This window comes from Cellulophaga sp. F20128 (genome assembly GCF_023015805.1).
Taxonomy (GTDB): domain Bacteria; phylum Bacteroidota; class Bacteroidia; order Flavobacteriales; family Flavobacteriaceae; genus Cellulophaga.
The window spans coordinates 1-12,339 of the sequence record NZ_JALKBA010000004.1 but is presented as its reverse complement, the minus strand read 5'-3'; the positions used below and the strand labels follow the sequence as shown (position 1 = coordinate 12,339).

Sequence of the window (12,339 nt, the reverse complement as noted above, 5' to 3'; positions counted from 1 at the left end):
ATATGCACAATACGCTTTGCTATAAAGGATTATTAAGTCTATTTTTTTTGTTGTCGCTCGCAACAACAAAAGCCCAAAATAATATAACAAAAACTGATGCAGTTGCTATTACTAATAAAGCCATTGCACAAGTAACCGAAAACAATAAAGAACGTGCAGCTATCGAATGGAAAAACAAAGAGATCAATATCAAGGATAAATCGCTCAGGTTTACCTATCGTGTATTAGGTGAAAAACCAATAGCGGGTCGAAGCCTATACATTTCTATGCATGGTGGTGGAAACACACGACCAGAGATGAATGATCGGCAATGGAAAAATCAGCTACACTTATACACCCCTAAGGAAGGTGTTTATGTTGCCCCTAGAGCGCCTACAAATACATGGAATCTTTGGCATGAAAACCATATTGATGATTTTTTAGAACAACTCATTAAGAATGCCATCATTATGGAAGGGGTTAATCCAAACAAGGTGTATATTATGGGGTATTCTGCAGGGGGAGACGGAGTTTTTCAGCTTGCTCCAAGAATGGCAGACTATTGGGCCGCAGCCGCAATGATGGCAGGTCATCCCGGAGATGCAAGTATATTGAGCCTAAGAAATCTTCCCTTCGCAATTTATATGGGGGGCAAAGATGGCGCTTACCAAAGAAATGAACATGCAGCCACTTGGGGTGCAAAATTAGATAGCGTTCAAAAAATTGAACCTGGACATTATATCCATGATGTTCAAATTTACCCTGAAATGCCACATTGGATGAGCAAGAAAGATACCGTAGCTATGCCTTGGATGGCGAATTTCACCAGAAACCCGTTGCCTAAAAAGGTATCTTGGCATCAAGACGACCGCTTGCACAACAGATTCTATTGGCTAGGTGTTCCTAATGGCAATAAGGGATCGCATACAGAAGCTATCGTTTCAATTTCAGGAAATACGATCACTGTTGAAAAAAATGATAATCCCGAGCTTTATGTCTATCTCAACGATCAATTACTTAATCTGAATAAGAAAGTAAAAGTTATTTACCAAGGGAAACAAATTTTTCATAACAAAGTAAAACGCAGCGCATCCATAATTCAAGAAACTGCATCGCGTATGGATAACGACTTAGTATTTTACGCCAGACTCACCCTAAAAGAAGGGGAAATATTGTTTTAAACAATTCATATATAGTACCTCATAATTAAAGCGCAATAGTATTAGCTACCCTATAATTTGGATTGTTCGGATGGCTATAGGGGTAAGAAACGAAGGCTAGTAGTTCCTCCAAAACACCTTTCCTTAACCACGTGGTATTTAGAGAATGACCACAAAATGATACCCAATATTTACCACTCCCTGAAACAAAGGAGGATAAGAAAAATTCCCGACAAGGAATTTTTCTTATATTTATCAACTTGCAAATTTAAACTTGATTCATTGCTGTTGATTAATGAAAAAATTAACTCTTCTATTTTTAGTACTCTTTAACTATTCCTTTTCCCAATTTAGCATGTGTGAAGGTAGCAAGGGAGATCCTATATTTTTAGAAGATTTTGGCAGCGGCACCACCTATGGACCTCAATTACCTGCTGGCATCACCAATTATAGTTATGTTCCGGGAAGACCAAGTGATGGTAGCTATACCATTTACCATCAGAATGAATGGTATGGTTGGCACAACAATGAAGATCACACTCCTAATGATACCAACGGCAAACATTTAATTGTAAATGCTAGTCATACCGCCGGTGAATTTTACAAACGTACAGTAGCTGGTTTATGCGAGAACACAACCTATGAATTTTCGGCTTGGCTCATCAATTTATTACCATCAAATACAGGTTGTGCCAATGGTGGAATTCCAATAAACATCAAATTTCAGATTCTAAACGCAATAGATAATAGTGTGATTGTTTCTGCAGATACTGGAGAACTTAGAGGTACAAATAGCCCAGAATGGCTCCGTAGATCATTGACCTTTACAACACCTCCTGGACAGACAAATGTAATCCTTCAAATGATTAATAATGGTGCTGGTGGTTGTGGCAATGACCTAGGTATTGATGACATAATGTTTCGTAGTTGTGGCGATTTAACGCGTATAGCATCTAATTTAAACCAAGAAGAAAGTATTGCGCTTTGTGAAATAGACGGACCAGCAACAATGACCTTAACAGCCGCTCCAGACTTTTCCGTTTACAATACGCATGCATTTCAATGGCAAGAAAGTACGGACAATAGCAATTGGCAAAATATAGTAGGAGAAACCTCTGATACATACACTGCGACCAATATTACTGCTACAACCTATTTTCGTACAAAAATTGCAGAAGACAATGTAAACCTCCAAAACCCACTCTGTTATACCGTTTCTAACGTATACACCGTAATAATAGAACCTACACCAAATGCACCTTCTAGTAGTGGCAATGTAGATCTTTGCAGCAATGAACCCTTACAACCCCTAAGCGTTTCAGTACTTCCCCTCCAAACCGTAGATTGGTATACTACAGCCACTGGGGGCACCGCAATACAAGAAAACAACCCCATTTTTTTAGCCACGACCCCAGGAACCTATTATGCTGAGGCAAAAACTATAGCGGCTGGTTGTACCAGTCTAACTAGAACCGCTGTTACCCTAACGATTACCCCTGTGCCCGTGATAGGAGACGAAACTCACTTGTTTTGCAATGACACTCCATATCTTTTAAGCGCTGGCGTTGAAAATATGCAGTACTTGTGGAGCACAGGAGAAACCACAGAAAACATTTATATTGAAAATGATGGTGATTATGCTGTTACCATTACTACCCCTGAAGGGTGTAGCGTCACTAAAAATTTTAACACCACGGCATACCCAAAACCTGTGATAACTAAAATCATTTCAAAAAACAATAATGTAATCATATCCCTTGAAGAGTTAGAAGGATTTGAGTTTTCATTGGATGGAATAACTTATCAAAGTGATAATGTTTTCACTTTCATTCAAGGTGGCTCGTATACAGTTTATGTACGACATATTGAAGGGTGTTTTCCGATTACACAAGAATTCATTCACTTAGAAATTCCTTTATTTTTTACACCCAATGGCGATGGAATAAATGATTATTTAGTGTTTAACGGCATAGAAGCCTACACCTATTCAACAATTAGTGTGTATAATAGATTTGGAAAATTAATAGCTACAGACAACGGAAACAATTTTTCCTGGGATGGTAGGTTCAACGGACAACCGCTTCCCTCTTCCGATTATTGGTATACAATTAGTATCCCTAATAAATCACCCATTATTGGTCATTTTACTTTAAAAAGATAGGACTATTCTCAAGGTACCTAGTACTATTTGTTAAAAATAATTCAAACAAAAACCTTACTAAAATATACTACCGAGCCGCTTATGACGTTTGCTATCTTGTATGTTGGCACGACTATTGAAAACATACAAGAATAATTAAAACTAAACGTTATGAAAAAAATTCTACTATTAACCACAGTAACTATTTTTTTAATTTCCTGCGGAGGGGTTAAAAAAACACAGGAAGCTATAAATTCAGGAAATTATATTTCTGTAATTCAAACGTCTGTAAAAAACATTGCAGCCAATAAATCCAAAAAGAGCAATCAGCCATATATTGTATTGTTAGAAGATGCTTTTGCAAAATACACAGATAGAACATTAAATGATATTGCCTTTTTAAAGAAAGAAGGGAACCCTGCTAACTTGGAAAACATTTATAATGCCTACAACAGCATTAAAAATATTCAAGAACAGATTAAACCTTTGTTACCATTGAGAATTGAAGATGAAAATAGGAATGCAAAATTTTCCGTTAAAAATTACGATGATAAGATTTTAGCGTCAAAAACAGTATTGGCCGAATATTTATATAACAATGCTTCAAATTTATTGGTAAATGCCATTGATAAGTCTGACTATGTAAAAGCTTACGATGATTTTGCTTATTTAAGCGAGATCAGTCCAAACTATAAGGATAGTAGAATAAAAATTGAAGAAGCTCACGCTAAAGGTATTTCCTATGTAAAAGTGGGCTTGGTTAATAATTCTGATAAAATTATTCCAGTACGCTTAGAAGAAGAATTATTAAATTTCAACACATACGGTCTTAATAATATATGGACGGTTTATCATACAAAACCAACGAACTCCATTATATATGACTATGAGTTATTGGTAGATTTCACGGAAATAAACATTTCCCCAGAACAAATACGTGAAAAACAACTCATAAAAGAAAAACAAATTAAAGATGGTTTTACCTATGTCTTGGATGATGATGGGAATACTGTTCTTGACGCAGAAGGAAATAAGGTTAAAACAGATAAATTTAAAACTGTTAAATGTAATTTTTATCAATTTACACAAACCAAATCTGTACAAGTTGCTGGTAATGTTAATCTTATTAATTTAAGCACACAGCAACCAATGAATTCGTATCCATTATCAAGTCAGTTTGTTTTTGAGCATAACTATGCTAATTACCAAGGCGATAAAAGAGCATTAACCACTGAGTTTTTATCAATGGTACAGTTAAGGGCAGTGCCCTTTCCTAGTGACGAACAAATGGTTTATGACGCTGGAGAAGATTTAAAGGCAAAACTAAAAAATATAATTACAAGATAACAAACTAAAAACGCCCCAATTGGGGCGTTTTCTTTAGATGTATTGTTCTAAATTAAGTTCATTAATAGCGCCATGTGATTGGTGTCCTACTGCAATTCCATTCTTAATGACTAACAATTGAGGTGATTGGTGCATAACTTGAAATTTGTATCCCGTTTCATTGGAAACATTTCGGTATTGCAATAAATCCAAATAATATAGATCAACCTGCTCCTTAGTCAAGCTATAGCTACCCTTAAACATTTTTAACACCATTCTGCTGATACCGCAAGATGTTGAATGCTTAAAAATAATTTGAGTTTTTGTTTGCGATTTTTCCGCGATCTCGTTCAGTTGCGCTACATCGGTAAGTGCAATCCAAGGCAATTCATTTTCTTCCTTAGCATTCCCCTCTTTATTTCCTCCAAATAAACTCGTAAATATCCCCATTCTCTTTAATTTTGTAGTTAAGTCGATTTAATTACCCTACCTTACAACTGACTAATTGTCTTACTTATAACTTATTTAGCAGACAAAATGTCTGTTAAACCCATTTGGTAAGGTTGTTGACTTTAAGCTTGTAAAAGTAACAATACCTAAAAATATATACGACATATGAACATAAATAATTTCACCATAAAATCTCAGGAAATTCTGCAGCGTGCACAATTACTAGCTCAAGAACTTGGGCATCAACAAATAGAAAATGAACACATTTACAAGGCAATTACTGAAATTGATGAGAATGTAGTTCCTTTTATATTAAAGAAACTTAATGTCAACATAGCACTACTCAACCAAATTGTAGACAAAGAATTAAGCAGTCTCCCTAAAGTATCTGGAGGAGATATCATGATGTCTCGTGAAGCAGGTAAAACCGTGAATGAGGCTATTCTTGTTGCTAAGAAAATGAAAGATGAATATGTTTCTATTGAACATTTATTCTTAGCCATTTTTAAGTCTAAAAGTAAAATCTCTCAAATTCTAAAAGATCAGGGGGTAACAGAAAAAGACCTTACAGCTGCTATTATTGAATTGAGAAATGGCGCTAATGTAACCTCACAAAGTGCGGAAGACAATTACAATTCCTTAGAAAAATATGCAAGAAATCTAAATAAACTGGCCGATGAAGGAAAATTAGATCCTGTTATTGGGCGTGATGAAGAAATCCGTAGGGTTTTACAAATTTTATCGCGTAGAACAAAAAACAACCCTATGTTGGTTGGTGAGCCTGGCGTTGGTAAAACAGCCATTGCCGAAGGAATTGCACATCGTATCATTCAGGGTGATATTCCAGAGAACCTGAAAGGAAAAATTATCTATTCTTTAGATATGGGTGCTCTTATTGCCGGTGCAAAATACAAAGGAGAATTTGAAGAGCGATTAAAATCCGTCATAAAAGAAGTTACTTCTTCTGATGGAGATATAATACTGTTTATTGATGAAATCCACACCCTAGTAGGAGCTGGAGGTGGTGAAGGCGCAATGGATGCTGCCAATATTTTAAAACCTGCATTGGCACGTGGTGAACTGCGAGCCATTGGAGCAACCACGCTAGATGAATATCAAAAATACTTTGAGAAAGACAAAGCTTTGGAGCGTAGATTTCAAAAAATAATAGTGGCAGAGCCAAGTACAGAAAATTCAATTTCTATACTACGTGGTATTAAAGAAAAATACGAAGCTCACCATAAAGTACGTATTAAAGATGAAGCGGTTATTGGTGCAGTTGAATTATCGCAGCGTTATATTACCAACCGTTTTTTACCAGATAAAGCCATTGATTTAATGGATGAAGCTGCAGCCAAACTACGGATGGAAATAAACTCTAAGCCAGAAGAATTAGACGTTTTAGACCGCAAAGTTATGCAGTTAGAAATTGAAATTGAAGCGATCAAAAGAGAGAACGACAAAGACAAGCTAAAAATTTTAAATATAGACCTAGCAAACATTAAGGAAGAGCGCAATGAAATTTTCGCCCAATGGGAAAGTGAAAAATCGGTTGTAGATAATATACAACAACTAAAACAAGATATTGAACATTATAAGGTAGAAGCAGAACGTGCAGAGCGCAATGGTGATTATGGAACAGTGGCCGAATTGCGTTATGGAAAAATTAAGGAAGCCCAAGAGCAATTAGAAGAACTACAAAACACACTTGCAGCCCAACAAAATGATGGCACTTTAATTCAAGAAGAAGTGACCTATGAAGACATTGCAGATGTTGTTGCGAAATGGACCGGGATTCCAGTAACAAAAATGTTACAAAGCGAACGCGAAAAGCTACTAGACTTAGAAGCCGTTTTACACAAACGTGTTGTAGGGCAAGATGAAGCCATACAAGCGGTTTCGGATGCTATTAGAAGAAGTAGGTCTGGTTTGCAAGACACAAAGAGACCTGTTGGCTCGTTCCTGTTTTTAGGCACCACTGGTGTTGGTAAAACGGAACTCGCAAAAACTCTGGCCTCCTATTTATTTGACGATGAAAACGCCCTCACACGAATTGATATGAGTGAGTACCAAGAGCGTCATTCTGTAAGCCGACTAATAGGAGCACCTCCAGGATATGTAGGCTATGATGAAGGAGGACAGTTAACTGAAGCGGTTAGAAGAAGGCCCTATTCCGTGATCTTACTCGATGAAATTGAAAAAGCGCACCCAGACACTTTCAATATTTTATTACAAGTATTGGATGAAGGAAGATTAACCGACAATAAAGGTCGTGTTGCTGATTTTAAAAACACCATCATTATTATGACGAGTAATATGGGAAGTAGCATAATTCAAGAAAAATTTGAAACGCTGAAAGATGCCAATACAGCAACAGAAGCTGCTAAAACAGAGGTGCTAGAACTTTTACGTGCAAGCATTAGACCAGAATTCTTAAATAGAATTGATGACATTCTAATGTTTACACCTTTATCTAAGGCAGACATTGTTAAAATAGTTGGATTGCAATTGGATGGATTAAAAAAATTAGTCGCCAATCAGCAAATTACCTTAGATGCCACCGATGAAGCCATTGCCTTTTTAGCTAAAAAAGGATATGATCCGCAATACGGTGCGCGACCAGTAAAAAGGGTAATTCAAAAAGAGGTCCTAAACAATTTGTCTAAAGAAATATTATCTGGAAGAATTAAAACAGATAGTATTATTTTACTAGACAGTTTTGATGATAAATTAGTGTTTAGAAACGATAATTAATACTAATTAACAATTTTGTATAAAAAGCCTCCGTAATGGGGGCTTTTTTTAGTAAACTTTTTTCTATATTTAATATCTTCGTAAACCAATAACCAAGCATATGTCCACAAAGGCAGAAAAAACCAAAGAATACATTATTAAAACTTCTGCGCCTATTTTTAGCAAACAAGGCTATGTTGGGACTAGTATGAGTGATATCACCAAAGCTACAGGACTAACCAAGGGTGCATTATACGGTAATTTTAAAAACAAAGAAGATATTGCATTAGCCTCCTTTGAATATAATACGAATAAATTACTAGCTAAAATTGACGAACAACTCACTATTGAAGGAAATTCATTGGATAAAATTTATAGTTTAACCAATTTCTATAAAAATTATGCACTTTTTACAGCAGAAATGGGCGGTTGCCCCATTATTAATGTTGGTGTAGATGCTGAATACAACAACAAAATTCTCTCTAGCGCTTCTAAAGAAATGGTACGTACTATTGAGGGTAAAATTGCAGATGTATTAGAAAAAGGCGTGAACAACAATGAACTTAAAATTCCGATAAGTCCGCTACAATTTGCAAAACAATTATACACTATGCTCCAAGGTTCTGTTGCTATGGCAACAATAACGCAGGATAGAAAATATTTATTAAATACGGTAGCTTACATAAATCACTTAATAGATAAAGAAGTTAAAAAATAACGTAAGTAAGCCGTACTATTTTTGTAGAAAGTGAGTTATTAATAATAGCCTAAAATAAACATACAATGAATTTTTTAAAATCAATTTTTCTTGTAGTTCTATTTACAGCCCTAATGGGATGTAAAAACGACAAAACTGAAGATTCTAACCCAGCTCTGGGAAATGAAACAGTATCTACATTCTATTTTATAAGACATGCAGAAAAGGACAAATCTGACACTAAAAATCCAGATCCAGAATTAAACCAAGAAGGTTTAGGAAGGTCTATTTTTTGGGCAAAAGTATTTGAACCCATTGCCTTAGATGCTATTTATTCTACAGACTATGAGCGCACCAAAATGACAGCTGCCCCTACCTCTGTTCAAAAGGCTATTAAGGTTCAATATTACGACCCAAGAAATATTAATGCCTTGGATTTCTTAACAGAAAATCTTGGTAAAAAAGTGCTAATAGTTGGTCATAGCAACACGACCCCAGATTTTGTAAATCTAGTTTTAGGAGAAAAGAAGTATTCTCAAATGGATGAAAGTGATAATGGTAGCTTATATACCGTTACTATTATTGGGAATACAGCAACCTCTACAGTATTAAATATAGATATTAGTACAGATTAATAGTATTCAATTCAATTTTAGAAAGTAACTGCAACTGATTTGTATGGTACAAACTATCTAATTGCATCACAGAAACCTCATTGCTTTTAGGTGTATAGTTTTCATAATCTACAAATCGCACTCCACTTACATATCGTTCATTATAGGCGGCTCTAAAACGCATACCCCCCCCATCTGTATAGAATTTATAGGCTAAATAGTCGGGTAAATACGTGTTTTTATTAAACCAGTACACATAGACATCTTCAAAATCTTCTCCCCCATTTTCTTCGTAAAAGGTAACCTTTACCTTATAGTACTCCTTACCTTTGATACTAACTTCTCCTAGATATTCTTTTTTAACGGCAGCATCATTTAGACCATAGGGTAAGAGTGCAAAATAGAAAACCGAATTAATAGAATTGGTATATTTTATCGCCATAGAATCTGGGACAACAACATTCGTTTTATTTATGTAGCGTTTAAAATCCTGAGAAACAACATCTTCTATAACCAACGAATCATTTACAGTGGTTCTTCTCATCACTTTTTTCCCTTCATTTGGTTCTAATTGATACATTAAACCTCTAAAACCAAAGGCTACATTTTTCGTCTCATAAAGTGTTCCCCCAGCTGCTTTTATAGAGCTATTTATGATAGCTTGGGCTGTAATAGTTTCCTTCTTTGAATTCTTACAAGAAACCATTGTTATGAGTAATACTAACACTAAATTCTTCATATAGTTTTACGTTGTTTGTGTATTAGTTGTATTGCTATTCAAAACATTACAAAGTTGCAATAAAATATTCTATTTTTGCAGCCTATGATGCAGAAGAAAATCAATATTAAAAACAAAAGAGCACGGTTTGAATATGAACTTATAGATACCTATACAGCCGGTTTGGTATTGTCTGGCACAGAAATAAAATCTATTCGGGAAAGTAAGGCTTCAATTACGGAAAGCTTTTGTGAGTTTAATTATAAAGGCGAACTTTTTATAATTAATATGCAAATTGATGAATATTCTCACGGGTCTCACTACAATCATTTACCAAAGGCAGAGCGTAAATTACTACTCAACAAAGGTGAGCTTAAAAAGCTAGAAAAAGAAGTCAAGAATTCTGGCTTAACTATTGTCCCATTAAACCTTTTTTTAAATGAAAGGGGACTGGCAAAAATAAATATTGCCTTAGCTAGAGGTAAAAAATTATTTGACAAAAGAGACTCTATTAAGGATAGGGATAACAAAAGAGACTTAGATAGAATTAAAAAAAGTTTTAATAACTAATTAGTTTTTATTCTCTAACAAGGGTACAAATTTAAAGGAACCAAATTCTTGTTTTTCAAATTCTTTCTCAGACTTGCGAATAAAAAGAGTCATAATTTGATCAGCAACCCCTACTGGAATCACCAACCTACCTCCTATTTTTAACTGCGCTAATAAAGGCTTAGGCACAATGGGTGCACCTGCAGTAACTATAATACCATCATAAGGAGCCTCTTCCGGGTATCCTTTGTAACCATCACCCAGAATCGCCTTTTTAGGTCGAATTCCCATTTTTGGAAAAAACAATTTATTCTTTTTAAAAAGTTCAGATTGGCGTTCTATGGTAAAAACCCTGGCTCCTAATTGTAATAAAACTGCCGTTTGATATCCACTACCTGTTCCTATTTCTAGAATGACAGCATTTGGTTTAATCTCTAACAATTGTGATTGAAAAGCAACAGTGTACGGCTGTGAAATAGTTTGCTCTGCTCCAATAGGAAATGCTTTGTCTTGATAGGCGTGGTCCTCAAAACTACTATCAAGAAACAAATGTCTCGGTACTTTTTTAATTGCCTCTAATACAGATGTATCTGTAATGCCTTTGTTTACTAAGGTTTCTGCTAAAAGATTTCGTTTACCGCGATGTTTTAAGGTATCTTTCAAGGGTAATCTATCGGTTTGGTTTGTACTGCGAATTTAAGGATAAAAAATAGTTATCCCTATTTAAATTATAGCTGTCAGCTAAGTTAAAAAATAACTTTAAAACACAGTTGGTCTACCACAAACATTATGTGTATTTTTGAATTCTAATAAAATATAAAAACGCTATGAGCATTGAAAGAGAATTACGTAAACGAAGTGAAAACAAATGTGAACTTTGCTCCAACGAAGAAAACTTATCAGTTTACGTGGTTCAACCATCAAAAGATGATGAATTAAAAGAAAGTGTACTAGCATGTAATACATGTATAACTCAAATTGAGGATGGGGAACAAACAGAAGTCAATCATTGGCGTTGTTTAAATGACAGTATGTGGAGTGAGCAAGCTGCTGTGCAGGTAATTGCATGGCGTATGCTAAGTAGATTACGAAAAGAAGGCTGGCCGCAAGATTTACTAGATATGATGTATTTGGACGAAGACACCCTTGCTTGGGCACAAGCTACTGGCGAAGGAGAAGATCCTGAAGATAAAATCATCCACAGAGACAGTAATGGCGTAATACTGAACGCTGGAGATAGTGTAGTTCTAATCAAAGATCTCCCGGTAAAAGGGTCTAGTATGATTGCTAAAAGAGGAACAGCGGTTCGCAGGGTATCCTTAGACCATGAAAATGCGGAATATATAGAAGGTAAGGTAGATGGGCAGCAGATTGTTATCATCACAAAATACGTAAAGAAAATATAAGGCGCTTTTTAAGGCAATAGTTTGTTGCTAACTTGAAGTATTGGGAACGTTTCTTGCAAGGATAATTAGAAGTAGGAAAAGACTAATCTTAAGATTCTGATTTGTTCTTTTAAACTGTATAGTCTAAAGTTGAAAGTGAAAAACTAATTCAGAACAATCGAGGCCTAAGCGGAGTCGAAGGCCTAAAATAGGGCCATCGAGAAGCATTAGCACTTACATTGTTCTGTATACACTATCTCATACTTTGATAGCACTCGCCCCGAATGTTCGGAGGACAACTAGGTACAGCGTATTTCTTAGGCATCATGTCACTTCGAGTGAATTATTTTATAGCGCTAGCGGAGAAATAATTAGTATCGAGAAGCTTTAAGGTTATTATTGTTCTCGATACACTATTTCATTCTTCAATAGCACTCGAACTGACATTGCCTAAAAACCATCAACCTTCAACCAACAACAGTCAACCATTATAAAGCATTTAGATTTCAAAAGTTCTCGATACAATTTTTCGTACCTCAAAATCACTCGAACTGACATTATCCCAAAATCATAAAGCGTTTAGACAAA

At 35.4% G+C, this 12,339-nt stretch carries 11 protein-coding genes; 8 read left to right on the top strand and 3 right to left on the bottom strand.

Annotated elements, in window-relative coordinates; genetic code table 11:
* Positions 1 to 2 precede the first annotated feature (2 nt).
* From MWU65_RS05370 to MWU65_RS05360, 3 genes are all read left to right on the top strand, one after another.
* A complete protein-coding gene (locus MWU65_RS05370; RefSeq protein WP_247076157.1) occupies positions 3 to 1,160 on the top strand; it encodes a dienelactone hydrolase family protein in 1,158 nt (385 codons plus the stop codon).
* Between the two features lie 274 nt (positions 1,161 to 1,434).
* Positions 1,435 to 3,300, top strand: coding sequence for a T9SS type B sorting domain-containing protein (locus tag MWU65_RS05365; RefSeq protein ID WP_247076156.1), 1,866 nt, complete (start codon positions 1,435 to 1,437; stop codon positions 3,298 to 3,300).
* Positions 3,301 to 3,450: 150 nt separating this feature from the next.
* Complete coding sequence (locus MWU65_RS05360; protein ID WP_247076155.1) at positions 3,451 to 4,626, top strand: hypothetical protein; 1,176 nt, start codon at positions 3,451 to 3,453, stop codon at positions 4,624 to 4,626.
* 33 nt (positions 4,627 to 4,659) lie between these two features.
* Here MWU65_RS05360 and ytxJ read toward each other — a convergent pair whose 3' ends face one another.
* Complete coding sequence (gene ytxJ, locus MWU65_RS05355; RefSeq protein WP_247076154.1) at positions 4,660 to 5,055, bottom strand: bacillithiol system redox-active protein YtxJ; 396 nt, start codon at positions 5,053 to 5,055, stop codon at positions 4,660 to 4,662.
* A gap of 165 nt (positions 5,056 to 5,220) precedes the next feature.
* Here ytxJ and clpB point away from each other — a divergent pair, with 165 nt between their 5' ends.
* The 3 genes from clpB to MWU65_RS05340 all read left to right on the top strand — a co-directional run bounded on the left by clpB (position 5,221) and on the right by MWU65_RS05340 (position 9,120).
* The gene (clpB, locus tag MWU65_RS05350) at positions 5,221 to 7,809 is read left to right on the top strand and encodes an ATP-dependent chaperone ClpB (protein WP_247076153.1); all 2,589 of its coding nucleotides are present in this window, start codon (positions 5,221 to 5,223) and stop codon (positions 7,807 to 7,809) included.
* Positions 7,810 to 7,909: 100 nt separating this feature from the next.
* Positions 7,910 to 8,506: a TetR/AcrR family transcriptional regulator gene (locus MWU65_RS05345; protein WP_247076152.1), complete on the top strand. Its 597-nt coding sequence runs from the start codon at positions 7,910 to 7,912 to the stop codon at positions 8,504 to 8,506.
* 65 nt (positions 8,507 to 8,571) lie between these two features.
* Positions 8,572 to 9,120, top strand: a complete 549-nt coding sequence (locus MWU65_RS05340) for a phosphoglycerate mutase family protein (RefSeq protein WP_247076151.1) — start codon at positions 8,572 to 8,574, stop codon at positions 9,118 to 9,120.
* On the opposite strand, the gene MWU65_RS05335 is transcribed toward MWU65_RS05340, so the two are convergent.
* The gene (locus MWU65_RS05335; protein ID WP_247076150.1) at positions 9,107 to 9,838 is read right to left on the bottom strand and encodes a DUF6503 family protein; all 732 of its coding nucleotides are present in this window, start codon (positions 9,836 to 9,838) and stop codon (positions 9,107 to 9,109) included. The two genes, MWU65_RS05340 and MWU65_RS05335, sit on opposite strands and share 14 nt — an antisense overlap.
* Before the next feature lie 87 nt (positions 9,839 to 9,925).
* Between MWU65_RS05335 and smpB the strand changes: the two genes are divergently transcribed.
* A complete protein-coding gene (smpB, locus tag MWU65_RS05330) occupies positions 9,926 to 10,387 on the top strand; it encodes an SsrA-binding protein SmpB (RefSeq protein ID WP_247076395.1) in 462 nt (153 codons plus the stop codon).
* Here the strand turns inward: smpB and MWU65_RS05325 are convergent, their stop codons facing one another.
* The gene (locus MWU65_RS05325; protein ID WP_247076149.1) at positions 10,388 to 11,029 is read right to left on the bottom strand and encodes a protein-L-isoaspartate(D-aspartate) O-methyltransferase; all 642 of its coding nucleotides are present in this window, start codon (positions 11,027 to 11,029) and stop codon (positions 10,388 to 10,390) included.
* Between the two features lie 164 nt (positions 11,030 to 11,193).
* Here MWU65_RS05325 and MWU65_RS05320 point away from each other — a divergent pair, with 164 nt between their 5' ends.
* Positions 11,194 to 11,772: an alkylphosphonate utilization protein gene (locus tag MWU65_RS05320; RefSeq protein WP_247076148.1), complete on the top strand. Its 579-nt coding sequence runs from the start codon at positions 11,194 to 11,196 to the stop codon at positions 11,770 to 11,772.
* The last annotated feature ends 567 nt before the right edge of the window (positions 11,773 to 12,339 follow it).

Coding starts and splice junctions, on each gene's coding strand:
- clpB (WP_247076153.1), top strand. CDS start 5,221: ATGAACATAAATAATTTCACCATAAAATCTCAGGAAATTCTGCAGCGT.
- MWU65_RS05365 (WP_247076156.1), top strand. CDS start 1,435: ATGAAAAAATTAACTCTTCTATTTTTAGTACTCTTTAACTATTCCTTT.
- smpB (WP_247076395.1), top strand. CDS start 9,926: ATGCAGAAGAAAATCAATATTAAAAACAAAAGAGCACGGTTTGAATAT.
- MWU65_RS05370 (WP_247076157.1), top strand. CDS start 3: ATGCACAATACGCTTTGCTATAAAGGATTATTAAGTCTATTTTTTTTG.
- MWU65_RS05345 (WP_247076152.1), top strand. CDS start 7,910: ATGTCCACAAAGGCAGAAAAAACCAAAGAATACATTATTAAAACTTCT.
- MWU65_RS05360 (WP_247076155.1), top strand. CDS start 3,451: ATGAAAAAAATTCTACTATTAACCACAGTAACTATTTTTTTAATTTCC.
- MWU65_RS05340 (WP_247076151.1), top strand. CDS start 8,572: ATGAATTTTTTAAAATCAATTTTTCTTGTAGTTCTATTTACAGCCCTA.
- ytxJ (WP_247076154.1), bottom strand. CDS start 5,055: ATGGGGATATTTACGAGTTTATTTGGAGGAAATAAAGAGGGGAATGCT.
- MWU65_RS05320 (WP_247076148.1), top strand. CDS start 11,194: ATGAGCATTGAAAGAGAATTACGTAAACGAAGTGAAAACAAATGTGAA.
- MWU65_RS05335 (WP_247076150.1), bottom strand. CDS start 9,838: ATGAAGAATTTAGTGTTAGTATTACTCATAACAATGGTTTCTTGTAAG.